Origin of the sequence: Brucella lupini, assembly GCF_002252535.1 — a bacterium.
GTDB classification, from domain to species: domain Bacteria; phylum Pseudomonadota; class Alphaproteobacteria; order Rhizobiales; family Rhizobiaceae; genus Brucella; species Brucella anthropi.
The window spans coordinates 171,674-197,299 of record NZ_NNRN01000046.1 but is presented as its reverse complement, the minus strand read 5'-3'; the positions used below and the strand labels follow the sequence as shown (position 1 = coordinate 197,299).

Genomic DNA, 25,626 nt, shown 5'->3' with positions numbered 1-25,626 from the left:
ACTAGCAGCTTTCAATTCGCTTTGCATTTATGCTTTCGGACGACCGGCCTTTTCCTCAAGGCCAGTCTGCGCCGTGCGACGCTGCAATTCTGCAAGAACCTCATTGAGCGGCACATCCGCAATCTTGAGAACCACCAGCAGATGATAAAGTAAATCAGCGCTTTCGGTGACCACGTCCGCGCGGTTGCCCTCAACGGCGGCAATGACCGTTTCCACGGCTTCTTCACCGAGCTTTTTCGCGGCCCGTGTCTGTCCCTTGGCAACAAGGCTTGCAGTATAAGACGAGCCGTCCGTCATGCCGGCACGCTCCGCGACGATGCGTTCAAGGTCGGAAAGTGTGAACTCAGTCATCGGATTTCCTTAAATCTTACTCTTTAACGGACCGGATCGAGCCGCATCGGGATGCCAGCCTCGGCCATATAGCGCTTGGCCTCGCCAATCGTATAGGTGCCGAAGTGGAAGATGGATGCTGCGAGAACTGCCGTCGCGTGACCGTCACGAATGCCCGCAACCATGTGATCCAGATTGCCGACACCACCCGAAGCTATTACCGGAACGCGCACGCTGTCAGCCACGGCTCGCGTCAGTGCCACATCGTAACCGGCCTTGGTTCCGTCGCGATCCATCGAGGTCAGCAGGATTTCACCAGCGCCGAGGCTCACCACCTTCTGCGCAAACTCCACCGCGTCGATGCCGGTTGTCTGGCGACCGCCATGGGTGAAGATTTCCCAGCGGTCGGCTTCGCCTTCGTCCGAAACCTTCTTGGCGTCGATGGCAACCACGATGCACTGGTCACCGAATTTGTCAGCAGCTTCGGCGACAAATTCCGGGTTCTTCACCGCAGCCGTATTGATCGAGACCTTGTCGGCACCGGCCAGAAGCAGCTTGCGAATGTCAGAAACCTGACGCACGCCACCACCAACGGTCAGCGGCATGAAGCACTGTTCCGCTGTACGGGCGATAACATCGAAAATTGTCTCGCGATTGTCCGAAGACGCCGTGATGTCGAGGAAGCACAGTTCGTCTGCGCCCGCCGCATCATAGGCGCGGGCAGCTTCCACCGGATCACCCGCATCGATCAGATCGACGAAGTTTACGCCTTTGACGACGCGGCCATCCTTCACATCGAGGCAGGGTATCACTCTCGCTTTCAAAGTCATGCTGCGGCCCTCAACAGGGATAATGCTTCTGCCGGATCGATGCGGCCATCGTAAAGCGCGCGACCGGAAATCGCGCCTTCCAGCTTGTGGGCATCAGGAGCGGCAAGACGTTTGATGTCATCCATCGAGGCGAGGCCGCCCGATGCGATCACCGGGATGGAAACGCTATCTGCCAGGCCGAGCGTCGAATCCCAGTTGATGCCAGCCAGAACGCCGTCGCGGTCGATGTCGGTATAGATGATGGCGGCAACGCCTGCGCCTTCAAACTTTTTCGCGAGTTCGATCACGCCCAGTTCAGACGCTTCTGCCCAGCCTTCAACGGCCACATAGCCGCCCTTGGCATCGATGCCGACAGCAACCTGACCCGGAAATGCCTTGCAGGCCTCAATCACCAATGCCGGATCGCGCACAGCGACCGTACCAAGAATGACGCGGCGCAATCCCTTGGAAAGCCAGTTCTCGATATGCTGGAGCGTGCGGATACCGCCCCCGAGCTGCACCGGATTTTTCGTGGCTTTCAGGATCGCTTCCACAGCCTTGCCGTTGACGCTTTCTCCAGCAAAGGCACCGTTGAGATCAACCACATGAAGCCATTCAAAGCCCTGATCCTCAAAGGCTTTGGCCTGTGCAGCCGGGTCTTCATTATAGACGGTGGCCTGATCCATGTCGCCGAGCTTCAGGCGCACGCATTGACCGTCTTTCAAATCGATGGCGGGAAAAAGGATCATAATGTCAGGGCTTCCATTTCAGGAAATTAGCAATGAGCGAAAGGCCGAGCAGCTGGCTCTTTTCAGGATGGAACTGGGTTCCCACCATATTGTCGCGGCCAACCGTTGCAGTGACATCGCCGCCATATTCAGTAACGGCCAGCACGTCAGCCTTGTTCTTCGCATCGAACATATAGGAATGCACGAAATAGGCGTGCAAGCCGTTCTCGCCGGTCTCGATACCTTCGAAGACCGGGTGAGAATGTTTCACGTGAATCCTGTTCCAGCCGATCTGCGGAATTTTCAGCGAAGGATCGGACGGTGTCATTTCACGCACATCGCCCGCAATCCAGCCAAGACCCTTGGTCACTTCCTTTTCAAGGCCGCGCTCCGACATGAGCTGCATGCCGACGCAAATGCCAAGGAAGGGGTGCGCCTTCTTCAGAACCACATCTTCCAGTGCTTCCACCATGCCCGGAACGGCATGGAGGCCGCGACGGCAATCGGCATAGGCACCGACGCCCGGAAGCACGATACGGTCAGCCGTCGCCACGCGATCGGCATCCGCCGTCAGTTCTATTTCTGCCGCGATACCGCTCTCATGCGCCGCGCGCTCAAAAGCCTTGGTGGCCGAGCGCAGATTGCCGGAGCCGTAATCGATGATTGCAACACGCATTTTCAGTTTTCTCCGCGATGGCCGACAAACCCGATCGTTGAGCCAAATGAGGAATAGGTGGGACGAGGGGGCTGCTGCGCCCATTCCGGAGCAGGCTTGTCCGCAAGAGAGGTTGCTGGCCGGGCCGCATCTTCGAGGCTGTAGAAATAGCGGATCTCTGCTTCTTCCAGATCGGAGGCATCAATGACCGCTTTTTCGACAAAACCCTGACGCCTGAGCTTGGCGATCTTCCAGTTGACACCTTCCAGCGCCACAAACAGCGATACCAGCAGGGTCAGAAGCGGAACCGCATCGGCGATGCCGAAGTAAGCTCCGGCAAGTCCGAGCAGGATTGTGATGCCCAGAACAGCAAAAGCTTCGAACCACAGACGCTGGATCAGAAGCCAGACGAAGGGCAAGACCAGCGCCAGTACATGGAATCCGTCGCGCACGAAGACGGCCTTTTCAGCGCTTTTTTCAGTCGCAATTTCGGACGGAAAACCGGTGTCCACTTTTCCTGAAATTGCTTTACTATCGCTCGGTTCCAGAACGACATATTGCGCCATGACCTGTCCTTCCGTTCGGGACCTATCCCTTTAACGAACCCTTGGTGGAGGGAATTGCATCCTTCTGGCGCGGATCGGTTTCGAGCGCCGTGCGCAGAACCCTGGCCACCGCCTTGAAGATCGATTCCGCAATATGGTGGTTGTTGGCACCATAATGATTGTTGATGTGGAGTGTGATGCCTGCATTCATCGCGAAAGCCTGGAAGAATTCGCGCACCAGCTCGGTATCGAACGTGCCGATCTTGGATGTCGTGAAATTGACGTTCCAGACCAGAAAGGCACGCCCGGATACATCGACGGCAGCGCCGGTCAGCGTATCGTCCATGGCCAGGTCCATCGAGGCATAGCGCACGATACCGCGGCGCTCGCCCAATGCTTTGGCAATGGCCTGACCGAGCGCAATGCCGGTGTCCTCGACCGTGTGGTGATCGTCGATATGCAGGTCGCCCTTGGCCATGACACGCATATCGATGAGCGAATGTCGGGAAAGCTGCTCCAGCATGTGATCGAAGAAGCCGACACCGGTGGTGATGTCGAACTTGCCAACGCCGTCCAGATCGACGGAAACGGCAATGCTCGTTTCCTTGGTCGAGCGCTCGATGCTTGCCTTGCGGGTGCTTTCTGCGGTCATAAGCTTTCCTCATTCAATAGCTTGGAGGCGTTCTAGAACAGCTTGCCCAGTTTGCCAATTCCTTTTGCCGGTTTGGCAAGCTGCAATTCGGCATTTGCAATTCGTCCGTACGTTCTTAAATATTCTCATCGAAGCACGATTCATCCGCCAATGGCTGACGGAACCTGTTTCTTCAATAGATGAAGGGGCACCTGCAATTGCCTTCCGGGATTGCATGTGCCGCCAAAGGAGCATCCATGATCGAACATCATCCCACGACAATTTACGGCACGACCATCGTCACCGTGCGCAAGGGTAACAAGGTCGTTATCGCCGGCGACGGACAGGTTTCGCTCGGCAATACCGTCATGAAGGGCAATGCGCGAAAGGTTCGCCGCATCGGCAAGGGCAATGTGATTGCCGGTTTTGCCGGAGCCACCGCAGACGCCTTCACCCTTCTGGAACGCCTCGAAGCGAAGCTGGAACAATATCCCGACCAGCTCATGCGCGCTTCGGTCGAACTCGCCAAGGACTGGCGCACCGACCGCTATCTGCGCAAGCTGGAAGCCATGATGCTGGTTGCCGACAGCAAGGTAACGCTGGCGCTGACGGGCACCGGCGACGTGCTTGAACCCGAACACGGCGTCATGGCCATCGGTTCGGGCGGCAATTATGCGCTGGCCGCTGCCCGCGCGCTGGTCGATACGGACAAGTCAGCCGAAGAAATTGCCCGCAAGGCGATGGATATCGCCGCCGATATCTGCATCTACACCAACCACAATATCATCGTGGAAAGCCTGGACGCAGAATGAGTTCGCTCGCGCAGGCCTCAAAACCGAGTGCGCAACGCTGGGGCCTGGGCGCCCTGATCGTTCTCGCCATACTCGCAGTGCAAGCCTCCTGGCTTTACTTCGACGGGCGGATCGCCATGTGCGAATGCGGGACCATAAAATTATGGTCGGGTTCGCTGATGACCGAAAATTCGCAGCATATATCCGACTGGTATACGCTGTCGCATATCATCCATGGCTTTCTGTTCTACTGGCTGTTCACGGTCATCGCACCCAAAGCCCCGCTCGGCTTGAAACTTGCAGCTGCGGTCGGCATCGAAGCCGTATGGGAACTGGTCGAGAATTCGAACTTCATCATCGAACGCTATCGCGCCAATACGTCCTCGGTGGACTATTTCGGCGACAGCATCGTGAATTCGGTTGCCGACACGGTTGCCGCCCTGATCGGCTTTCTGATCGCAGCCAAACTGCCAACGAAAATAACCGTCGCCATCGCGCTGTTCTTTGAAGTTCTGGCGCTGATCGTCATTCGCGACAATCTTACGCTCAACGTGATCATGCTGCTGCATCCGTTCGAGTTCATCAAGCAGTGGCAAAGTGGGTTATAATTATGAGTAATTTCTCTCCCCGTGAAATCGTCTCCGAACTCGACCGCTTCATCATCGGCCAGAACGACGCCAAGCGCGCGGTCGCTATCGCCCTTCGCAATCGCTGGCGCCGCCAGCAGCTCGAAGGCCAGATGCGCGAAGAGGTGATGCCGAAAAACATCCTGATGATCGGACCGACCGGCGTCGGCAAGACGGAAATTTCCCGCCGCCTCGCAAAGCTGGCCGGTGCGCCTTTCGTCAAGGTGGAAGCAACCAAGTTCACCGAAGTCGGCTATGTCGGCCGTGACGTCGAGCAGATCGTCCGCGATCTCGTCGAAGTTGCCATCACGCTCGTCCGTGAAAAGCGTCGCGACGATGTGAAGGCCAAGGCGCATCTCAATGCGGAAGAACGCGTGCTGGATGCGCTGGTCGGCAAGACCGCCAGCCCCGCCACGCGTGACAGTTTCCGCAAGAAGCTGCGCAATGGCGAAATGGACGACAAGGAAATAGAAATCGAGGTCGCCGACACCGGTTCCGGCCCAAGCTTTGAAATTCCGGGCATGCCGGGCGCCAATATTGGTGTCATGAACCTGTCCGACATGCTGGGCAAGGCCATGGGCGGGCGCACCAAGACGCGCAAGACCACGGTGAAGGATTCCTATCCGATCCTGATCAATGATGAATCCGACAAGCTTCTGGATCAGGACCAGATCGTTCAGGAAGCGCTTCGCGTCACCGAAGACGAAGGCATTGTGTTCATCGACGAGATCGACAAGATCGCATCGCGGGAAGGCGGTATGGGTGCCGGTGTGTCGCGCGAAGGCGTGCAGCGCGATCTGCTGCCGCTGGTCGAAGGCACGACCGTTGCGACCAAATACGGGCCGGTGAAGACCGACCACGTGTTGTTCATCGCATCCGGTGCGTTTCACGTATCCAAGCCGTCCGATCTTCTGCCGGAACTGCAGGGCCGTCTGCCGATCCGTGTCGAGCTTAATGCGCTGACACGCGAAGATTTCCGCCGCATCCTGACGGAGACCGAGGCAAGCCTGATCAAGCAGTACATCGCATTGATGGAAACGGAAGAGGTGAAGCTGGAGATCACCGACGATGCCATCGACGCTCTGGCCGATATCGCTGTCGATCTCAATGCGACGGTTGAAAACATCGGTGCGCGCCGGTTGCAGACGGTGATGGAACGTGTTCTTGATGAGATTTCATACACCGCGCCTGACAAGACAGGCGCAACTTTCGTCATCGACGCGGCCTATGTAAAGGACAAGATCGGCAGCCTTGCCAAGAACACCGATCTGTCGCGCTTCATCTTGTAAAAGTGGCCATAAAGCCACGGCGCGAGTTCACTTTCGCAAATACTGCAAAAACCCCTCGACTTGCATCGGGGGGTTTTTTATTTTCCCCGCAACTTTTACCGAATATTCACCATATCAGGACCGTTTCCACACAATGATCAGAACAATGGGCGCAAAGCCGCGACGCATTTTTGTTGGATTTGTCCTGGCCCTCAGCCTTGCCAGCCAGAGCGCCTATGCAGCGACGGTCGTGCCTCCGGGCAATCGCAGTGCGGAACAGCCGCCAATTCCCGGCGCATCCGCCAAGCGCACGCGTGAGCTGAGCACGACGTACGAGAAGAAGTATCAGAAGATCTACAATCTTCTGAAAAAGGATGCCTCGCTGCGTTCCAAGATCCGCTCAACGGCAGCCGCCTATGGCATCGATCCTATTCATATTGTCGGCGCCATCGTCGGCGAGCATACCTATAATGTCGACGTCTATGACCGGCTGCAGACCTATTACGTCAAAGCCATGTCCTATGTGAACCAGGGCGTGAGCTTCGGCTACAATGGCGAAAGCATCGGCCAGTTCATCAAGCGGCCGGAATTTGCCGACTGCCTGAAACATAAGGACAGCTATTCGCTATGGTCCTGCCGCGAGAATGTCTGGAATAAGAACTTCCGCGGCAAATCTGTCGGCGGCAACGCCTATCCCAACAATCGTTTCAGCGCGGTCTTCTTCCAGCCCTTCTATGCCGGGCAGACATTCGGCCTCGGTCAGATCAATCCGCTGACGGCATTGCAGATGTCCGACATGGTGAACCGTGTTTCCGGTCTGCCCAAGCTCAACGCAGAAGACGGCAATGTCGTCTACAAGACGATCATGGACCCCGATCTGACGCTGCCCTACATTGCGGCGACGCTGAAACAGTCGATCAACTCCTACCGCCAGATCGCCGACTTCGACATTTCGAAGAATCCCGGCCTGACCGCCACGCTCTATAATACGGGCGGCGCCGAAGCACGCGCACGAGCGCTTGCCAACGAAAACGCCAAGCGAAAGGCGGACGGTCAGGAACCTTTGCTACCGCAGGAAAACTACTATGGATGGCTGGTCAATTCGAAGCTTGATGAGCTGAAAGCGCTTTTCTAGTGGATTTTTCGAATTTGACGTTTGAAACGGGATTAATATCGGACGGGTATCAAACGTCAAATTCAATCCACTAGAGCGCGTTTCGATCTGATTGGATCAGATCGGCGCTCTGATCATTTGTTTCTACGCGCATCTTTTCCGATCGAAGCAGGATCAGAAATCAGTCCAGTGGACTGATTTCCCTGCGTAGGCGTTTCACACTTTTCGGGACGCGCTTTAATCAACTTGAACAGGCTTGATACCGCGGCGGCGCTTTCGCGCCGCCTCTATTTCCTCACTCAGATGCCTGATCGTCTCGCGGTCGATGATGCGGATATTGCGCGCCAGAAGATTGGCGAGTTCTGTTGCCTGCGGCGACAGGCCCGACGTATCGATCACCACGCGCGGATGCGACACGGCGGCGAGGTTCTGCAACTCTTCCGCTTCGTCCCAGATGATATTGAAATAGGTGATGATGCGCTGAAGCAGGTCCCAGGTCGGCTGGCCGCGCCGGCCATGTTCCAGCGCTGACAGATAGGCCGGTGAAACGCGAAGCGCTGCCGCCATATCCTTCTGCGTCACACCGCGTTCTTCCCGCAACTCGCGCAAGCGTATTCCAAATGGCGTCATCGCGGTCTGCTCCCCCCGGGCAATACGGTTTGCTGTGCCATGGTTTGCGTCTGGCGGCGAAGCCTTACATAGAGAGCCCCATGCCCGCCATGATGACGCGCCGCATCCTCATAGGCACTCACCAGAAGCCGGAACAGCGGTGTGGAAAACCAGTGCGGCACCGCCTGTCGCAAAATCCCTTCGCTGCCGAATGAACGGCCTTTGCCGGTAATAACCATGACGTGACGCAGGCCACGTGCATGTGCGCTGACCAGAAATCCGTAGAGCAGGCCGTGCGCCTCTCCCTGCGTGAGACCGTGCAGATCGATGCGGGCTTCAATATCGACACGACCTTTGGCGATCTTTCGATGCGTCGGCTTGTCGAGTGATTGAATCTGCATTTCGCTGAGCGCCGACAAGCCCTTCTTCGGTTTGCTCGCTTCCACCGCAGGCTGAACCTTCGCCTTGGCAGGGCGCTTTTCTTCTTCCGCCATCAGGGATTTGAAATCGGGAAGTTCGTCCTCACTCGCCTTTGGCTTTATCAGCGGCTTTGCGGTCTTCGCGACCGTTTCCCACAGGATGCGGTCTTCGGGCCGCAGATAATCGTTTTCCGGCTTGTCGGTGTCACGCGCCATCCCGTTCAAGCCTCCAGAAGCCTGCGCGGCACCAGCGCATAAAAGTCAGCATCGTCCTTTACACCACCTGCGATCTCGCCTGCCGTGTCGCCAGAGCCCGCGAACAGATCGCCGCGGGCAGGGCCGACAATGGCCGTTCCCGTATCCTGCGCGATCATCAGGCGTGCAAAGGGTTCGCCGTCAAAGACCGTGACATTGGGTGCGCTGACATGGATCGGCGTCCCGAATGTGTGAAGCAATTTATCGACAGCAAGCGAACGCCCGGCGGTCAGCGGAACTTTTGCAGCCGCAATAGGTCCGGCATCCGGGTCGTCCACAGAAGCTTCCCGGAAGAAAATGTAGGATCGGTTTTGCCAGATAAGATCGTCAGCCTTATCCGGATGCTCGGCCAGCCAGCGTCGGATCGACTGCATGGAAATTTCTGAAGCCGGAATTTCGCCATTGGCAACCAGAATGCGGCCGATGCCTGTAAACGGATGGCCGGATTTGGCTGCATATGTAATGCGCAGCAACCCGCCATCGCGCAGTTTCAGGCGTGCTGCACCTTGCACATGCGCGAAAAAGGCATCGACCCGGTCGGCGACAAAAGCGATTTCCAACCCACGCCCGGAAAGACTACCCTGCTCGATTGTCTGGCGGTCGTCATATTCGGCAAGGCCGTTTTCCGTCCGGCGCGCAAAGGCAAAGGACGGATCAAGGCCGATTGGACGGCTATCATCTGTCACTTTCACGAGGTCATCGGGCTGGCGCAGGAAGGGCACCTTGAACCGGGTGTCAGCCTCAAGGGAGGCTTCAATCTCCGGTTCATAGAATGCTGTCACAAAGCCTGTTCCCTGATCGGGAACGATCCGGCAGGGGATAAAATACTGTTCGAAGAAAGCGCGCGCTTTTTCCACGCTTGGATTGTCGAGGGTGCGCGCAGCGGCAAAGATCGGTTCCAGCGCTTCGAAACGGATGCCGAGACTGCCGCTTTTGTATATCTGGTGTGCTGCATAATCGGCAGAACGGCGAAACGCAGCGAACGCTTCAGACTGATCGTCCCGGTTCCAGCCCGGACAATCGGAAAAAGCCACTGGGCGCAAAATCCTCGCCAAGTCGTTCATCGCCGCATCCGTCTAGCTATGCACAAATAAAAAGGCCGCCGAGGTGGATCAGCGGCCCGATTCACACGTTTTCTCTTAATCTTCCGCTTCGGTCGCGACAAGCTTCCAATTTGGATCACGCGATCGTGTGTCGCGGGCAAAGGTCCAGAGATCCTTGATCTCGAGCACGTTTTCCGGATCGCCGTCGATCAGCTTGCCGTCCTTGTCAAAGGTGGATGAAATCATCTGGCTGACGATATTAACCGTTACGTGCGCTTCCGACCCCTTCATCTCAGCACCGGCGATTTCCGCCTTGTCGATCCCCACAAAGGACGAACGCACACTTTCGCCACGGGTTTCGCGGTCGTCGATAGCTGAAACAAAGCCCTCGAAGACATCCTTGGAAAGCAGATTTTTCAGAACCTTGCGATCGCCATCGGCAAAGGACATCACAATCATTTCATAGGCGATCTTCACGCCTTCCACGAAACCGGCCGGATCGAACGAAGGATCGGCAGCGTAAATCGCGCGCATGCCATCATTGACCGGCGTGCCGACCGGAGCGGCCTTGTCGATGGCGGTGAAATCTTTTTCGCCCGGACGACGTGGCAGAGAGACGACATTATCCGTCTCACCGCTTGCCGGTGCAGCATCGGCACTGCGGGCTGATGTGTAAGGATCGAAGGGCGGTTTTTCACTTCCGGTACGACGGCCAAGAACATTCCTCAGCTGGAGAAAGATGATCACCGCTGCGATGAAGAAGAATATCGTGCCAAAATCAAAAAATTCCATGCCGCCTGCCGCTGATTGAAGGATCAGGCATTTCGCCTTTCCTTATCCCTAGTTTGTATCTCATACATATAGATCGGGTTACGTCATCATTCAAATCCCGATCATGCATACCTATTTGATATTGCATGACAGACAGTTTCAATTTCGTTCCGAACCTGAAAAAGTTACAATTCAGGTTAAATTGAAACGCTGAAACCAAACAACAAAGGTCGTAACTTACGTGTCCTCCTCTCTCGCCCCTCTCGTCATGCTGGCGATGCCTTTCATCGAAATTGCCGGTTTCGTCATTATCGGCAGCAAGATCGGCGTTTTCGCGACTTTGGGCCTCGTTATTCTGAGCGCAATGCTGGGTTTCTTTCTGCTGCGCGTGCAGGGCATCGGGCTTTTGCAGCGTATCCGTACCGAAACGGCTGCCGGACGCGTGCCGGATCGCGAAATGGTGCATGGCGCCATGCTGGTTCTGGCAGCGATCCTGCTGATCGTGCCCGGCTTTGTCAGCAGCACCATCGGCATTCTGCTGTTCATTCCGTTCATCCGTGATTTCATGTGGGAAAAATTCATGCGCGGCCGCATGGTCGTTGCGACATCCGCGCGCTATTCGGACGGCTACGGGCAACAGCGTCCCCGTTCAAATCCACGTCAGGACCATGTCATCGATCTCGATCCAGAGGATTATACCACCAGGCCGAATGAAAACTCGCCTTGGAAAGACGACCGTAAAGATCAATGAATACGCAAATACTAACCTAAAAAGCCTTTCTTGCCTCATGCCCGCGCACATGCTAGCCAAACATTCCGACCTTTCGGGGCAGTCTGCGTAGACTGCGCTGGAAGCGCAAAAATTTTAATCACCGATAGAAGGCATACCGATAATGAGCGATAAGGCCGCGGGCGAAGTAAAGAACGGCAATGGCGCGACGGCCGAGCCGTCCCTCAACATTCTGGCGCAGTATGTGAAGGACCTGTCCTTCGAAAGCCCGGGCGCGCCGCTGTCGCTGCGTCCGCGCGAGAAGGCACCGTCCATCAACATCAACGTGAACGTAAACGCCAATCCGCTTTCCGAAACGGATTTCGACGTTGTGCTGACGCTGGAAGCCAAGGCTGTTGACGGCAAGGACGTCCTTTTCAACACCGAGCTCGTCTATGGCGGCGTGTTCCGCATTCAGGGCATCCCGCAGGAGCACATGCTTCCGCTTCTGTTCATCGAATGCCCGCGTCTTCTGTTCCCGTTCGCGCGCCAGATCATTGCCGACGCAACGCGCAACGGTGGCTACCCGCCGCTGATGATCGACCCGATCGATTTCGCGCAGATGTTCCAGCAGCGGATGGCCGAAGAACAGGCCAAGTCCGCTGTAAAGAGCTGATCGTTTCAAACAATGATCGCAGAAAAGCCCCGGATCATCCGGGGCTTTTTCATATCCACGTCCAAGACGTGTTCAGTATTTCTTCCAGATGGCCTTATCGCCCAACTTGTCCACAAGGGCTGCGTGAGCGGCGCGCTCGGCATCCGAAATGCGGGGGGCCAGCGGTCTCGGGCGCGCGGCAAGAACTATGGCAGCGCCGCTCTCTCCGGCATTGTTGCCGCTGACAGCACCGCCCATGCTGAGCCCAAGCGCTGTCTGCTTGCCGCCGATCAGTTCGATATAGACTTCGGCCAAAATCTCGGAATCGAGCAATGCCCCGTGCAGGGTACGGTGTCCATTCTCGATGCCGTAGCGCTTGCACAAGGCGTCGAGTGAGTTCGGACCCATCGGATGCTTGCGGCGGGCAAGCGCCAATGTATCGATGATGCGCTCCGACTGGATTTCAGCCTGTCCGAGCCTTGCCAGTTCAGCATTGATGAAGCCAAGGTCGAACATGGCATTGTGTGCCACCAGCTTGGCCCCGTCGAAAAATTCGAGAAACTCGTCCAGAACTTCCGCGAATGTCGGCTTGTCCAGCAATTGTTCATTGCTGATGCCGTGGACCGCGAGCGCTTCGGGATGAACCTGACGCCCCTGCGGGTTGATGTATTTATGGAAAGTGCGGCCTGTGGGAAACTTGTTGATCAGTTCCACGCCGCCGATTTCGATCACACGGTCCTCGAGCCTTTCCAGACCGGTGGTTTCCGTATCGAAAACGATTTCACGCATTGAAGAACCTCTCGGAAAATATCTCGAACAGCTGTAACACAGCGCCCGCGATTATTCTGTCGCGACCGCCGGCTTTCCACTCAATTCCGCAACAATTTCGGTAATCTGACGGCGCAGATTGTCGAAACTCCCGCTCGTATCGATAATGAAATCGGCTCTTGCACGCTTCTCGGCATCCGGCGTCTGACGGGCGAGAATGGCATCGAGTTTTTCTTCCGTCATGCCCGGTCGCGCAAGCACGCGAATGCGCTGTATCTCGGCAGGGGCTGAGACAACCACGATCTTGTCCACACGTTTGTCGCCGCCGGTTTCAAAAAGCAGCGGAATATCGATCAGTGCCAGAGCGGCGCCAGCTTGCTCGGCAGTGCGGCGAAAGGCTTCTTCTTCCTCACGCACAAGCGGATGAACGATGGCTTCCAGTTTCTTCAGGGCTTCGGGCTTTCCGATGACGGCAGCGGAAAGTTTTTCCCGATTGACCGCACCGTTTTCCACAGTGCCCGGAAACGCAGCCTCGATCAGCGGGGCCGCGCGACCGGAATAGAGCTGGTGCACGGTGTCGTCGGCGCTATAGATCGGCACACCGGCTTCGGCGAACATGTTCGCCGCCGTTGTTTTCCCCATTCCGATGGAGCCAGTTAATCCGAGCACGATCATAGTATCTGTTCCAAAAGTCGCCATGCCTTGCTGCAAATGGCGTTTTTCTGCGCTTCCGGTGCTCATGTACTTAAGTACACTCTGCTCCGGTTCTCGAAAATCACCATTTTCACTGCGGCTTGACGCTTTTTGATCCAGATACCAGAGCGCCAGCCTTTGCCATATCCGCCAGAATATGCTCACGCAGCGCTTTCGTCACTAGCGGCCTTTTGCCGAACCAGCGCTCGAAACCTGGAACGGCCTGATGCAGCAACATGCCAAGACCGTCCACTGTCACCAGACCTGCTTCTTCGGCCTTTTTCAGAAAGGGCGTCTTGAGCGGTACATAAACAATATCGGTGGCAACCGCCTTTCGCGACGCTTTGCCAAGATCGAGCGGGAATACCTCCTGCTCGTCATGACCGCTCATGCCAAGCGATGTCGTGTTGACGATCAATCCGGCGTCGGAGACCAGTTTTTGCGCCGCATCCCAGCCATACGCCGAGACACGCGGTCCGAAATGGGTTGCGAGATCTTGCGCCCGACTCACCGTGCGATTGACGATGGCGACTTTCTTAAAGCCGCGCGACAACAGCGCGTGGACGATTGCCCGGCTTGCGCCACCAGCGCCCAGAACAAGGGCACTGTCGGCATTATCCCAGCCGGAAGCCGATGCATCGAGATTGGCGGCAAAACCATAGGCATCAGTATTGCCGCCATGGAGCCAGCCATTTTCAAGCCAAAGCGTGTTGACCGCGCCGATAGCCTTCGCGGCCTCATCCAGACTTTCCACCGCAGCATAGGCTGCTTCCTTGTGGGGAATGGTGACATTGCCACCGGCAAAACCGTTTTCGGCAAGCGACGAAGCAAAGAAGCTGAAATCTTCCGGCTTCACTTCTATCGCCTCATAAGAACCGTCGATCCCAAGTTCATCAAGCCAGAAACCATGGATCAGCGGCGACCGCGAATGTTTTATCGGAAAGCCGGTGACAAACGCCTTCTTAGCCATCGATCAGTTTTTCCTTCCGCAGTTCAGCCAGCAGCGGCAGCAGCGGCAGACCGACAATCGTGAAATAATCGCCTTCGATCTTATCGAAAAGCTGGATGCCCGGTCCTTCGACCTGATAGGCGCCGACGCTCGAAAGCGCGACGTCCCCCACACGACCGAGATAACGCCCGACAAAACCGGGATCCAGATCGCGCATGGTCATGCGGGCAATCGAAACGTGGCGCCACAGGGTTTTGCCGTCCTTCACAAGCACAACCGCACTGTTGAGCTGATGGGTCTTTCCGGAAAATTTCAGAAGCTGGCGGCGCGCCGCTTCCATATCGGCGGGCTTGTGGAAAATCTCGTCACCGAGCGACAATGTCTGATCGCAGCCGATCACCACCGCGCCGGGGTTCTTCTCGCTTACGTCGAGCGCCTTCGCCTCGGCCAGAACCTGTGCGACTTCTTCCGGCGTAGCGCCCGTTTTATAAAGTGGGGCTTCGACCGCGCGCTCGTCGATATCCGCGCTTGCTGTTGAAAACTCTATGCCGGCATTCTTCAGCAACGCCGAACGGAAGGGGCTTTTAGAGGCAAGAACGAGTTTGTCCGTCATGACAGGATCCTTGTTTATCCCTTTTCGTTATGCGCGCGGAGCAGCGCCAGAATGGCAGCTGCGGTTTCCTCGATCGACCGGCGCGATACATCAATGATTGGCCAGCCGTTTCGGTTGCATATATTACGCGCATAGGCCAGCTCTTCCGAGATCGATACGCGATCCGTATAAAGACCCGTATCCAGCGACGGCACATTGCCGAGTGGCCGGTTCTGGCGGATTTGCGAAATCCGTTCAGCCGTCGCGACCAGTCCCACGATCAATGGACGCTTCGCCGTGAAAAGGACTTCGGGCAAGGGAATCCCCAGCACAATCGGAACATTGGTGGCCTTGATGCCACGATTGGCGAGATAGATGCTTGTCGGTGTCTTGGATGTGCGTGAAATGCCGACAAGAATGACGTCGGCTTCCTCAATGTCATAAGGCAATTGCCCGTCATCATGCTCCATCGTGAAATTGAGCGCGTCGATGCGCCGGAAATAATCGGCATTGAGAACATGCTGTGCGCTGGCGCGGCGATGCGCGGGCGCACCGAGGTAGGATTGAAACGTGTTCAGCACCGGCTCCAGCACGGAAACGCTCGGCACGCCCATTTCCGCGCAGGAATCATCGATGATCGCCGCCAGCTTCTGGTCGACAATCGTATAGAGAACGATGCCGGGTTCCGCATCGATGCCCTCAAGAACCTTGCGCAGCTGCTTTTCGGTACGGATCAGCGGATAGATGTGCTCGATGGCACGCGCATTGGCATATTGCGCCGCTGCCGCACGGCCCGCCGCGAGGAGAGTCTCTCCCGTCGCATCAGAAATAAGATGAAGATGAAAGTAGGAAAGCGGTCTGGTCACAGTTTTGTTGCCCTCCTGTTGACGGCTGTGCGTAAAGGCCGAACGTCTTCCACAAGCCATGGCAGGCCGTGGGAAACTTGGCAAGTCATCCACAGCGGGCGAACATGTGGCGAGTGGTCATCAACATGTGTGGACAAGACTCATGAAAACGCGAAATCCCATCGTAATTCCCAGCTTTTCCACAAATCCTCATGAACTGCGTCAATTGGTAACCCTTTATATTAAAAGAGGGAATTGAGTTTTCATTGTATTTGGTCAGACTATCGGTGAATGATTGCACAGGATGACATGGCAAATTCGGAACTGTGGGGAAAACAGGGACAGACCTTAATCCCCGATTCCAACAGACTCTAAGAATCAAAAGATTCCTGAATCATCCTTTCTTTATGAGAGCCGGACTGGATAACTTCAGACCAAACCGGATCAGGTAACCAACAGGGCGGATAAAAATCAGATGAAGCGCAAAGTCTTGAGAGTGATTGACGGTGAAACGGTCTTTCCACCTCCCATCTGGATGATGCGCCAGGCCGGACGCTATCTTCCCGAATATCGCGAGACGCGGAAAAAGGCGGGGAGCTTTCTCGATCTCTGCTATTCGCCCGATCTTGCTGTCGAAGTGACCCTTCAGCCGATCCGCCGGTTTGGCTTTGATGCAGCCATTCTCTTTTCAGATATTCTTGTCATTCCCCACGCCCTTGGACGTGACCTTCGCTTTGAAGAAGGCAAGGGACCTTTGATGACACCGATTGATGCGGACGAGATTTTCTGGCTTGAGACGGAAGGTGTCGCCAAAAGGCTGGAGCCGGTCTACGAGACGGTTCGGCTGCTGCGCGAGCAGTTGCCCGACGAAACCACGCTGCTGGGCTTCTGTGGCGCTCCCTGGACCGTTGCGACCTATATGATTGCCGGACACGGCACGCCGGATCAGGCACCGGCCCGTCTTTTCGCCTATCGCTTCCCCGAAGCTTTTGAAAAGCTCCTGAACGATCTTGCCGATGTTTCTGCCGAATATCTTATCGAGCAACTGGATGCCGGTGCTGATGCGGTTCAGATTTTTGATTCATGGTCGGGCGTTTTAGATGAGGACTGCTTTGAGCGTTTCTGCATCCAGCCCGTTGCCCGGATTGTCCAGAAGGTGAGGGCGGTTTATCCGGAGGCGCGCATCATCGGCTTCCCGAAAGGGGCAGGAATGCTTTATGCAGGCTATCGCGAAAAAACCGGTGTGGATGCACTCGGTCTTGACTGGTCTGTTCCCTTTTCCTTTGCTGCCGCCCTTCAGGAAGAAGGCGCGATACAGGGCAATCTCGATCCGCTGCGCGTGGTGGCAGGCGGCAATGCGCTGGATGAAGGCGTGGACACCATTCTCGAACGTCTCGGCCAGGGTCCGCTGATCTTCAATCTCGGTCACGGAATCACACCGCAAGCGCCGATTGAGAATGTTCAGCGCATGATCGACCGTATTCGCGGGGAAAAATCATGAGCCAGACAGCTCCGGAAAATCGCGGCTCGGCAGTCGCCATTCGCACTGTCGTTTCGCTGGTTGTGGTCGCACTTGGCGTTTGGGCATTGTTTCACGTGAATCCAGCCGACGCCTATCTCTGGATCAAGTCGCTGCATGTGATTGCCGTCATCGCATGGATGGCGGGGATGCTCTATCTGCCGCGCCTCTTCGTCTATCACTGCGCTGCAAAGCCCGGTTCCGAAACATCGGAGACCTTCAAGGTGATGGAGAAACGGTTGCTGCGCTTCATCATCAATCCGGCCATGATCGTGACCTGGATTGCCGGTCTCTGGATGGCTTGGGAAATCTTCGGTTTCCAGGGTGGCTGGCTGCATGCAAAACTGCTGCTGGTCGTGCTGATGTCCGGTCTGCACGGCTATCTCGCGAAGTCGACCCGACTTTTTGCTGAAGACCGCAATATGCGCTCGGCCAAACACTGGCGAATCATCAATGAAGTACCGACGATTCTGATGATTCTGATCGTCATACTGGTGATCGTTAAGCCGTTTTAATCGGAATACAGTGTCGAGAAAGAAACCCGCTCGCCGGGTTTCTGCCATTTTTCTGTTGCAGAAATTTCGCGCTATCCCTACATGAGGCTTGCTCTGCATGCTGCAAGTCAGTATGTAGGAAGCCTCTTCCCTTCAAGACAGCAGGCCTTCGATGCCGGTCACGACGTTCAGGTGGCCACCTTTCCGAACAACTGCATTTTCTCCTTACATTTTAAAAAGAGTTCCTCATCCATGCAGGAAATGAAACTACAAGAACTAAAGAACAAGACACCGGTGGAGCTGCTGGCTTTTGCCGAAACACTTGAGGTCGAAAACGCGAGCGCCATGCGCAAGCAGGAACTGATGTTCGCGATCCTCAAGAAGCTGGCGGCCCAGGACGTCGAAATTATCGGCGAGGGCGTCGTCGAGGTGCTGCAGGATGGATTTGGCTTCCTGCGCTCTGCTGATGCCAACTACCTGCCGGGCCCAGACGATATTTATATTTCACCCTCGCAGCTGCGTCGTTTTTCTCTCAAGACCGGTGACACGGTCGAAGGTCCGATCCGCGGTCCCAAGGAAGGCGAACGTTATTTCGCGCTGCTCAAGGTTAATTCGATCAATTTCGAAGATCCGGAAAAGATCCGGCACAAGGTTCACTTCGACAATCTGACGCCGCTCTACCCGAATGAGCGCTTCAAGATGGAACTGGAAGTTCCAACTTCCAAGGATCTTTCGCCGCGTGTCATCGATCTGGTGGCACCGCTCGGCAAGGGCCAGCGCGGCCTGATCGTCGCTCCGCCACGTACCGGTAAGACTGTTCTTCTCCAGAACATCGCCCATTCGATCACCGCAAATCATCCGGAATGCTATCTGATCGTTCTTCTGATCGACGAACGTCCGGAAGAAGTGACCGACATGCAGCGCTCGGTGAAGGGCGAAGTGATTTCCTCGACCTTCGATGAACCGGCAGCGCGTCACGTTCAGGTGGCTGAAATGGTCATCGAAAAGGCTAAGCGCCTTGTCGAACATGGTCGTGATGTTGTGATCTTGCTCGACTCGATCACCCGTCTGGGCCGCGCTTACAACACGGTTGTGCCGTCTTCCGGCAAGGTTCTGACCGGTGGTGTGGATGCCAATGCATTGCAGCGCCCGAAGCGCTTCTTCGGTGCCGCGCGCAATATCGAAGAAGGCGGTTCGCTGACCATCATCGCAACCGCGCTGATCGATACGGGCAGCCGTATGGACGAAGTGATCTTTGAAGAATTCAAGGGCACCGGTAACTCGGAAATCGTGCTTGACCGCAAGGTTGCCGACAAGCGCATCTTCCCGGCGATGGACATTCTCAAGTCCGGCACCCGCAAGGAAGACCTGCTCGTACCGCGCGCGGATCTGCAGAAGATTTTTGTTCTGCGCCGTATCCTCGCGCCGATGGGTACGACCGATGCGATCGAATTCCTTATCGACAAGCTCAAGCAGACCAAGAGTAATTCCGAATTCTTCGATTCGATGAATACGTAAAAATTACTCGGTTCAAACCGTTTGAGAAGCGCCGCGCGAGAAACCGTTGCGGCGCTTCTTATTTTCAGTATGCCTTGCCGAGGAGCAGTCGCAAAGCATCGGCGTTCTGGACAGGCGGCAGACAGACATGTCCCTTGCAGAACCAGGCTGATGGATGCTCAGGCTCCGCAGTTCCCCCGGTCGGTAGCTCTATTGTCTTGCCAGCCTCGAACCGCACGAACTTGTCTACGCGTCTTGGGTCTGGATTTCGATTCGCTGTCGAAACAAGTTCTCCGGCGTTATCGTCTGTGGCCACGACAAGAGAAAGTGGTTCAGCTGCAAAACGGGCCGCATTCAATATTCCAATTTGCCCATATTGCTGTGCGAAGGCTCGGCCAAGCGCCTGTTCGATCAGCTTCTCATTGCTTTGATAGAGATCGATATTGCCCGTCGCCAGAAACAGTCTTGTCAGTGCTTCGATGATCTGGCTGGTCGCGCTCGGTATTGCTTCATCATAATCGCCATAAGCGTGCAGGATGACGTCATCAGCGTCCAGCGCCGACAGGCGATAATTACCGGCACCATCGCGATGGCTGTCATCGAGCGCCTTTTTGAGTTTCAATGCGTCATCGATACAAGCCCATTCGCCCGTTGCCTCATAAAGGGCAATGGCTGCATTGATCATCGATGCATAATCGGTCGAAAGGGCAGGGTAGAGAAGAGAGTTTTCCATGCGGCAATGTGCAATGCGGCCATCACGAAAACTGCTCGCTATGGAGCGATAGGCATCAACCGCGAGGTCGATCCAGTCCTGTCTTCCAAAACTCCGACCTGCTTCGGCCAATGCCCGGATAGCAAATCCGTTCCAGTCGGTCAGTGCTTTTTCATCGCGTCCGGGCCGTACCCGCAATTCACGACGTGCCAGCAGTTTTTGCCGCGATGTTTCGATCAATGGCGGCAGGATCGCATCACCATCGACGGCATCAAGGCGGTTCAGAATGTTCTGGCCTTCCCAGTTTCCACCTGCTGTAACGCCGTAATAGTCCTTGAAGGCTTCGCTATCGTTGCCAAGCGCCTGATCGATTTCCTGCTCGCTCCAGACGTAAAACCGTCCTTCTTCCCCTTCGCTGTCGGCATCGAGGCTGGATGCAAAACTTCCGTCGGGCAAACGCATTTCACGGATCAACCAATCGATAGTTTCTTCGATTCGTAAGCGAAACAAATCATTTCCGGTTTCGGCGAAAGCGTAGTTGGCGTGTCGAATGAATTGAGCATTGTCGTAGAGCATTTTTTCAAAATGCGGGACCAGCCAATTGGCATCGGTGGAGTAACGGCAAAGTCCGCCACCCAGATGGTCGTAAATCCCGCCCTGCAGCATCACCTTGAGAGACAGGAGGAAATTGTCCCGATGCGTCTCATTACGCCCGTAGAGCCAAGAGAGCCACAGATTGTCCATGAAAGGCGCGTTGGGGAATTTAGGTGCTCCTTCTATTCCGCCCCGGACCGGATCAATCAGGCTGTTGATGCGTGTCGCAATCTCGTCAAATCGTTCGACTTCGTTCACCACCGGCGCGATCTGCGCTGCCAGCCTGCCTTCGAGATGATCGAACACGGCCTGCGCATTATGGTTAATTTTTTCTTTATCCTTATTCCAAAGGTTATTAACCGCATGCAGCATATCGACAAAGCCGGGCATGTTGTGACGCTTGTGCGGGGGAAAGTAGGTTCCTCCCCAGAAGGGCTTGCCATCTGGCCTTAGAAACATGGTGAGCGGCCAGCCGCCCTGTTGTCCCATCGCTCCAAGCGCTGCCATATATATCTGGTCTATGTCGGGCCGTTCCTCACGGTCCACTTTCACATTGACGAACAAGGCATTCATCACCTCCGCCACATCAGGATTTTCAAAGGACTCATGCGCCATCACGTGACACCAGTGGCAAGCCGCATAACCGACCGAAAGCAGAATGGGCCGGTCGAGTTCCTTTGCAGAATCGAGTGCTTCCTTGCCCCAGGGCTGCCAGTGAACAGGATTATCGGCGTGCTGGCGCAGATAGGCACTCGGTTCTTCGGCAAGGCGGTTACTGCCAGCAAGGCGATTGCGGTCTAACTCTGTCATAAGGCTTTTCTTTCACTGCACGAATGAATATGCCATTCCATCAGCATCCGTTTGGTTGCTTTCGTCCTTATTGATTATAGGTCAGGAAATGAAATGAGCGAGATCGCTTCCCTTCAAGATACGATTTTTGCTTTGTCGAGCGGGCGTCTGCCATCCGGCGTTGCTGTGGTACGCATTTCCGGCCCCAAAGTTCGATTCGTACTCGAAACGATAGTCGGCTCCATACCGACACCACGATATGCAGCCTACAAGCTATTCCGTAGCCGAAATGGTGATCCAATCGACCGTGGACTGGCGCTTTTTTTCCCTGGACCGAACAGTTTTACCGGCGAAGATTGCGCTGAATTTCATTTGCATGGCGGCAAAGCAGTCGTTGAGAAGCTCTTGTCGGAAATGGGAGAGCTGCATGGTTGCCGTATAGCGGAAGCTGGAGAGTTTACGCGACGTGCTTTTTCTAATGGCAAGATGGACTTGACGATCGCCGAAGGCCTTGCGGATCTGATCGCCGCGGAAACCGAGGGACAGAGGCGGCTCGCATTGCAAGTCGCTTCTGGTACGCAGCGTGAGCTTTACACGGAATGGCGTCAGCGTCTGTTGCGTGCACGCGCCTTTATAGAAGCGGAACTCGACTTTGCCGATGAAAGCGATGTTCCTGGTTCCGTATCGGAGCAGGTCTGGCAGTCACTGGCACTGTTAAAGAGTGAGATCGAGAACCATATAGCGAGCGGCAAGCGCGCTTCGATGTTGCGCGACGGACTGCATGTCGTGATTGTTGGTGCACCGAATGCCGGTAAATCCAGCTTGCTGAACTTTCTGGCTGGGCGCGAAGTAGCGATCATTTCGGAAGAGGCGGGAACGACCCGCGATCTTCTGGAGGTCAAACTCGATCTGGGCGGCATCCCGGTTTACGTGACAGACACGGCAGGTTTGCGGGAGACCGATAGTTCCGTCGAAAAAATCGGAATTGAACGCGCCCGCGCGCGTATGGCCGATGCCGATTTGGTTCTGCTGCTTGAAGATATGAACGATCCCATAGCTGTCGCTTCCGACGAAGTACCAGAAGCTTTATGGAAAATCGGCACAAAAGCTGATCTGAATGCTGAATCTGCCGATTGCTGGACCTACCGCATTTCAACAAAAACTGGCGAAGGACTGGACCAACTACTCACGAATCTTCAGAATTTCGCGGAAGAGCGGATAGGCCAGATAGAGGATGCCGTGCCCACGCGGCAGAGACATATCAACCTTCTGCGATCTACTGTCACCGAGATCGATAGGGCGATAAACGGTACAAACCTTCCGCTTGAACTCCGCGCAGAGAACATGCGCCTTGCATCCCAGTATCTCGGACGTATTACTGGTGATGTCGATGTGGAAGAAATTTTGGACGTTATTTTCTCTCAGTTCTGCATCGGAAAATGATTCACGTGAAACACGGGCCGATTGATCCTGAAAATTGTTTCACGTGAAACATCTGTGGAATCTCGCCAAGGTGATTGACTCACTCCTCCATCCGTGAGTCGGCTCGTCGCCGAGATTTGATCAAGTCGACGACCAATTTGATCTTCCGTTTCAAGCCTATTCGTGTCAAAGAGACATCTTTCTGAAACGGATTCGAGTTGCGTCAGGATGAACCAAATGAGTTCGACCGAAGCCACAGTCTTTGATGTCATTGTGATCGGCGGCGGCCACGCGGGATGCGAGGCTGCTTCTGCAGCTGCGCGCGCAGGTGCCAGAACTGCGCTTATAACACATCGCTTTGATACTATTGGCGTTATGTCCTGCAACCCTGCCATTGGTGGGCTGGGAAAAGGGCATCTTGTACGTGAGATCGATGCACTCGATGGCTTGATGGGGCGTGTCGCCGATGAAGCCGGTATCCAGTTTCGTCTACTGAACCGCCGAAAAGGGCCTGCTGTTCGCGGACCTCGAACTCAGGCTGACCGCAAGCTTTATCGGCTTGCCATGCAGAAGATGATCGCGGCCCAGGACAATCTATTTGTTGTCGAAGGCGGCGCGCACGACCTTCGGGAAGAACACGGACGCATCACCGGGGTTGTTTTGTCCGATGGGCGGACCCTGTCATGTGGCGCTGTGGTGCTGACGACCGGCACGTTCCTGAATGGGTTGATCCATATTGGGGAAAAGAAGATTCCTGCTGGCCGCATGGGCGAAAAGCCAGCGCTTGGTCTTTCCGAACGCCTGACCTCGTTCGGCTTTGCGCTTGGGCGTCTCAAAACAGGCACGCCGCCACGACTGGATGGGCGTACTATTGATTGGCAAAGCCTTGATATGCAGTCCGCCGATGAGGAGCCTGTGCCGTTCTCTCTCATGACGGATCGGATCACCATACCGCAGATTGATTGTGGCATTACCCGCACAACGCCGGAAACCCACGCTGTCATTCGGGCCAATCTGCATCGTTCGGCTATGTATTCTGGTTCGATCGAGGGCATCGGTCCCCGTTACTGCCCCTCGGTGGAAGATAAGATTGTCAAGTTCGGCGACCGTGACGGCCACCAGATATTCCTCGAGCCGGAAGGGCTGGACGACGATACCGTTTATCCAAACGGCATTTCGACATCGCTTCCGGAGGATGTGCAGCTCGACATATTGAAGACCATACCGGGGCTTGAAAAATCCGCTATGCTGCAGCCCGGATATGCGATTGAATATGATTTCATCGATCCGCGTGAGTTGAAGCGCAGCCTTGAAACCCGGAAAGTTACCGGTCTGTTTCTGGCGGGGCAGATCAACGGCACGACTGGCTATGAAGAAGCGGGTGCACAAGGCTTGCTCGCGGGCATCAATGCCGCGCGTCGAGCTTCTGGTGGCGATCCTGTCATTATCCAGCGCACGGAAGCCTATATAGGCGTCATGGTTGATGATCTGACGTCACGCGGGGTCAGCGAACCTTATCGCATGTTTACATCACGTGCAGAATTTCGTCTGTCGCTTCGCGCGGATAATGCCGATCAGCGCCTGACGCCACTAGCGGACAAGCTCGGTATATTGGGGCACGCACGTAAGGAACGATTTGAAGCGCGGGAAACGGCGTTGGATGAAGCGCGGTCACTGACACAGTCACTGACCATTACGCCCAATCTGGCTAGCCGTTACGATCTGCGTCTCAATCAGGATGGCGTGCGCCGTTCGGCCTATGATCTTCTGTCCTACCCGGAGATTGATCTGGATCGGTTGAAATCGATCTGGCCTGAACTCGGAGCTGTTGATCCGGCAACGCGGGAAGCGCTGGAGATCGAGGCCCAGTATGCCGTCTATATGGATCGGCAGAAGAGCGACATTGCAGTGATGGAGCGCGAGGAGCAACTGCTCATTCCAGCAGGGTTGGACATTGATGGAATATCCGGTCTTTCCAATGAGTTGAAGCATAAGCTCAAGCAACGCAGGCCGGAAACAATTGCCGAGGCGCAGCGCGTTGACGGGATGACACCGGCGGCACTGGCGCTCCTTATCGCACAGATCAAGAAGTTCGGATATCGCCAGCGGGCTGCATCGGAATTGTCTGAAGGGCAGGGCGCTGCATGAGCGCCGATACTCGCTTTGAAAGTCTGAAAGCAATCGTTCCCGCTGTTTCACGTGAAACAGCGAACCGCCTGATCGCCTTTGAAGACTTGTTCCGCAAATGGTCGAAGGCGATCAATCTTGCGTCCCCCTCTACTCTGAACGAGTTGTGGACCCGTCATATTCTGGATAGCGCACAGCTATTTCCCTTGGCGAGTGACGCCAAGCACTGGTTGGATATTGGTTCTGGCGGCGGATTTCCGGGCATTGTGACGGCCTGTTTCCTCGCTGAGCAACCAGGAGGCGCTATCGATCTGATTGAGAGCGCAGGGAAAAAGGCGGCGTTCCTGCGCACTGCAGCGGGACATTTGCACGTACCGGCGCGGGTCCATTCCACCCGCATTGAAGCGATGTGGGAGAAAATTGAAACACCACAAGTGGTTACGGCACGCGCATTGGCGTCGCTGAACGATCTTTTCGGTCTGACGGAGCTGTGGCTGACCAATGGTGCCAAAGCTCTCTTCCAAAAAGGTCGGGATTATCAGCGTGAGATAGACGAAAGCCGTGTCGGTTGGAGTTTCGATCTGGTACAACATCAAAGTGCTATCGATCAGGCTTCGGTCATACTCGAAATCACCAATCTTCGGCGCAAAGTCGCTTGATGGCTGGA

The 25,626-nt window shown here is 55.5% G+C and carries 28 protein-coding genes; 12 read left to right on the top strand and 16 right to left on the bottom strand.

Going from position 1 to position 25,626, the window contains the following annotated elements:
- Positions 1-27: 27 nt before the first annotated feature.
- From CES86_RS12480 to hisB, 6 genes are read right to left on the bottom strand one after another with little or no spacing between them, the layout of a single operon-like run.
- Positions 28-351, bottom strand: coding sequence for a phosphoribosyl-ATP diphosphatase (locus tag CES86_RS12480; RefSeq protein WP_012091056.1), 324 nt, complete (start codon positions 349-351; stop codon positions 28-30).
- Positions 352-374: 23 nt separating this feature from the next.
- On the bottom strand, positions 375-1,160 hold the full coding sequence (hisF, locus tag CES86_RS12475) for an imidazole glycerol phosphate synthase subunit HisF (protein WP_094514523.1): 786 nt from the start codon (positions 1,158-1,160) through the stop codon (positions 375-377).
- Positions 1,157-1,888 (bottom strand): 1-(5-phosphoribosyl)-5-[(5-phosphoribosylamino)methylideneamino]imidazole-4-carboxamide isomerase, encoded by a 732-nt coding sequence (gene hisA, locus CES86_RS12470; protein WP_094514521.1) that lies wholly within the window; start codon positions 1,886-1,888, stop codon positions 1,157-1,159. The genes hisF and hisA overlap by 4 nt, the downstream gene beginning before the upstream one ends.
- A 4-nt stretch (positions 1,889-1,892) precedes the next feature.
- Positions 1,893-2,543, bottom strand: a complete 651-nt coding sequence (gene hisH, locus CES86_RS12465) for an imidazole glycerol phosphate synthase subunit HisH (RefSeq protein WP_012091059.1) — start codon at positions 2,541-2,543, stop codon at positions 1,893-1,895.
- Between the two features lie 2 nt (positions 2,544-2,545).
- Entirely contained in the window at positions 2,546-3,088 is a 543-nt protein-coding gene (locus CES86_RS12460; RefSeq protein ID WP_012091060.1) for a DUF2628 domain-containing protein, read from the bottom strand.
- A 22-nt stretch (positions 3,089-3,110) separates the two neighbouring features.
- Positions 3,111-3,719 (bottom strand): imidazoleglycerol-phosphate dehydratase HisB, encoded by a 609-nt coding sequence (gene hisB, locus CES86_RS12455; RefSeq protein ID WP_012091061.1) that lies wholly within the window; start codon positions 3,717-3,719, stop codon positions 3,111-3,113.
- 236 nt (positions 3,720-3,955) lie between these two features.
- Here hisB and hslV point away from each other — a divergent pair, with 236 nt between their 5' ends.
- From hslV to CES86_RS12435, 4 genes are all read left to right on the top strand, one after another.
- On the top strand, positions 3,956-4,510 hold the full coding sequence (hslV, locus tag CES86_RS12450) for an ATP-dependent protease subunit HslV (RefSeq protein WP_010657667.1): 555 nt from the start codon (positions 3,956-3,958) through the stop codon (positions 4,508-4,510).
- Complete coding sequence (locus tag CES86_RS12445) at positions 4,507-5,097, top strand: DUF2585 domain-containing protein (protein WP_094514520.1); 591 nt, start codon at positions 4,507-4,509, stop codon at positions 5,095-5,097. Before hslV ends, CES86_RS12445 begins: the two co-directional genes overlap by 4 nt.
- Positions 5,098-5,099: 2 nt before the next feature.
- Positions 5,100-6,404, top strand: a complete 1,305-nt coding sequence (gene hslU, locus CES86_RS12440; protein ID WP_010657665.1) for an ATP-dependent protease ATPase subunit HslU — start codon at positions 5,100-5,102, stop codon at positions 6,402-6,404.
- Between the two features lie 133 nt (positions 6,405-6,537).
- On the top strand, positions 6,538-7,518 hold the full coding sequence (locus CES86_RS12435; protein WP_373418735.1) for a DUF1402 family protein: 981 nt from the start codon (positions 6,538-6,540) through the stop codon (positions 7,516-7,518).
- A gap of 216 nt (positions 7,519-7,734) precedes the next feature.
- On the opposite strand, the gene CES86_RS12430 is transcribed toward CES86_RS12435, so the two are convergent.
- From CES86_RS12430 to CES86_RS12415, 4 genes are all read right to left on the bottom strand, one after another.
- Positions 7,735-8,127, bottom strand: a complete 393-nt coding sequence (locus CES86_RS12430; RefSeq protein WP_010657663.1) for a helix-turn-helix transcriptional regulator — start codon at positions 8,125-8,127, stop codon at positions 7,735-7,737.
- Positions 8,124-8,741, bottom strand: coding sequence for a Smr/MutS family protein (locus tag CES86_RS12425; RefSeq protein ID WP_012091063.1), 618 nt, complete (start codon positions 8,739-8,741; stop codon positions 8,124-8,126). Before CES86_RS12425 ends, CES86_RS12430 begins: the two co-directional genes overlap by 4 nt.
- Before the next feature lie 5 nt (positions 8,742-8,746).
- Positions 8,747-9,844 carry a murein transglycosylase A gene (mltA, locus tag CES86_RS12420; RefSeq protein ID WP_094514518.1) on the bottom strand — a complete coding sequence of 366 codons (1,098 nt, stop codon included), beginning with the start codon at positions 9,842-9,844 and terminating at the stop codon, positions 8,747-8,749.
- 75 nt (positions 9,845-9,919) lie between these two features.
- Positions 9,920-10,615, bottom strand: coding sequence for a Tim44/TimA family putative adaptor protein (locus CES86_RS12415; protein ID WP_010657660.1), 696 nt, complete (start codon positions 10,613-10,615; stop codon positions 9,920-9,922).
- A 220-nt stretch (positions 10,616-10,835) separates the two neighbouring features.
- Here CES86_RS12415 and CES86_RS12410 point away from each other — a divergent pair, with 220 nt between their 5' ends.
- Positions 10,836-11,345: an FxsA family protein gene (locus CES86_RS12410; protein WP_094514517.1), complete on the top strand. Its 510-nt coding sequence runs from the start codon at positions 10,836-10,838 to the stop codon at positions 11,343-11,345.
- Positions 11,346-11,487: 142 nt separating this feature from the next.
- Complete coding sequence (gene secB / locus CES86_RS12405) at positions 11,488-11,979, top strand: protein-export chaperone SecB (RefSeq protein ID WP_010657658.1); 492 nt, start codon at positions 11,488-11,490, stop codon at positions 11,977-11,979.
- A 72-nt stretch (positions 11,980-12,051) separates the two neighbouring features.
- Here the strand turns inward: secB and dnaQ are convergent, their stop codons facing one another.
- The 5 genes from dnaQ to CES86_RS12380 form a co-directional block, all read right to left on the bottom strand.
- Positions 12,052-12,747: a DNA polymerase III subunit epsilon gene (gene dnaQ, locus CES86_RS12400; protein ID WP_012091065.1), complete on the bottom strand. Its 696-nt coding sequence runs from the start codon at positions 12,745-12,747 to the stop codon at positions 12,052-12,054.
- A gap of 51 nt (positions 12,748-12,798) precedes the next feature.
- Positions 12,799-13,401, bottom strand: coding sequence for a dephospho-CoA kinase (gene coaE, locus CES86_RS12395; protein ID WP_040130036.1), 603 nt, complete (start codon positions 13,399-13,401; stop codon positions 12,799-12,801).
- A 109-nt stretch (positions 13,402-13,510) separates the two neighbouring features.
- Positions 13,511-14,389 (bottom strand): shikimate dehydrogenase, encoded by an 879-nt coding sequence (locus tag CES86_RS12390; protein WP_094514515.1) that lies wholly within the window; start codon positions 14,387-14,389, stop codon positions 13,511-13,513.
- On the bottom strand, positions 14,382-14,981 hold the full coding sequence (locus tag CES86_RS12385; protein WP_012091068.1) for a Maf-like protein: 600 nt from the start codon (positions 14,979-14,981) through the stop codon (positions 14,382-14,384). The genes CES86_RS12390 and CES86_RS12385 overlap by 8 nt, the downstream gene beginning before the upstream one ends.
- 14 nt (positions 14,982-14,995) lie before the next feature.
- The gene (locus tag CES86_RS12380) at positions 14,996-15,826 is read right to left on the bottom strand and encodes a pyruvate, water dikinase regulatory protein (RefSeq protein WP_012091069.1); all 831 of its coding nucleotides are present in this window, start codon (positions 15,824-15,826) and stop codon (positions 14,996-14,998) included.
- A 454-nt stretch (positions 15,827-16,280) separates the two neighbouring features.
- On the opposite strand from CES86_RS12380, the gene hemE reads away from it, so the two are divergent.
- From hemE to rho, 3 genes are all read left to right on the top strand, one after another.
- Positions 16,281-17,306 (top strand): uroporphyrinogen decarboxylase, encoded by a 1,026-nt coding sequence (gene hemE, locus CES86_RS12370; RefSeq protein ID WP_061344590.1) that lies wholly within the window; start codon positions 16,281-16,283, stop codon positions 17,304-17,306.
- A complete protein-coding gene (gene hemJ / locus CES86_RS12365; protein WP_010657651.1) occupies positions 17,303-17,839 on the top strand; it encodes a protoporphyrinogen oxidase HemJ in 537 nt (178 codons plus the stop codon). The genes hemE and hemJ overlap by 4 nt, the downstream gene beginning before the upstream one ends.
- 231 nt (positions 17,840-18,070) lie before the next feature.
- Positions 18,071-19,336 (top strand): transcription termination factor Rho, encoded by a 1,266-nt coding sequence (rho, locus tag CES86_RS12360; protein ID WP_012091070.1) that lies wholly within the window; start codon positions 18,071-18,073, stop codon positions 19,334-19,336.
- 64 nt (positions 19,337-19,400) lie between these two features.
- Here the strand turns inward: rho and CES86_RS12355 are convergent, their stop codons facing one another.
- Positions 19,401-21,431, bottom strand: a complete 2,031-nt coding sequence (locus CES86_RS12355) for a thioredoxin domain-containing protein (protein WP_094514513.1) — start codon at positions 21,429-21,431, stop codon at positions 19,401-19,403.
- Between the two features lie 93 nt (positions 21,432-21,524).
- Between CES86_RS12355 and mnmE the strand changes: the two genes are divergently transcribed.
- From mnmE to rsmG, 3 genes are all read left to right on the top strand, one after another.
- Positions 21,525-22,853, top strand: a complete 1,329-nt coding sequence (gene mnmE, locus CES86_RS12350; RefSeq protein WP_094514512.1) for a tRNA uridine-5-carboxymethylaminomethyl(34) synthesis GTPase MnmE — start codon at positions 21,525-21,527, stop codon at positions 22,851-22,853.
- 216 nt (positions 22,854-23,069) lie between these two features.
- Positions 23,070-24,980, top strand: a complete 1,911-nt coding sequence (gene mnmG / locus CES86_RS12345) for a tRNA uridine-5-carboxymethylaminomethyl(34) synthesis enzyme MnmG (protein WP_094514511.1) — start codon at positions 23,070-23,072, stop codon at positions 24,978-24,980.
- Positions 24,977-25,618: a 16S rRNA (guanine(527)-N(7))-methyltransferase RsmG gene (rsmG, locus tag CES86_RS12340; protein ID WP_012091074.1), complete on the top strand. Its 642-nt coding sequence runs from the start codon at positions 24,977-24,979 to the stop codon at positions 25,616-25,618. The genes mnmG and rsmG overlap by 4 nt, the downstream gene beginning before the upstream one ends.
- Positions 25,619-25,626 lie beyond the last annotated feature (8 nt).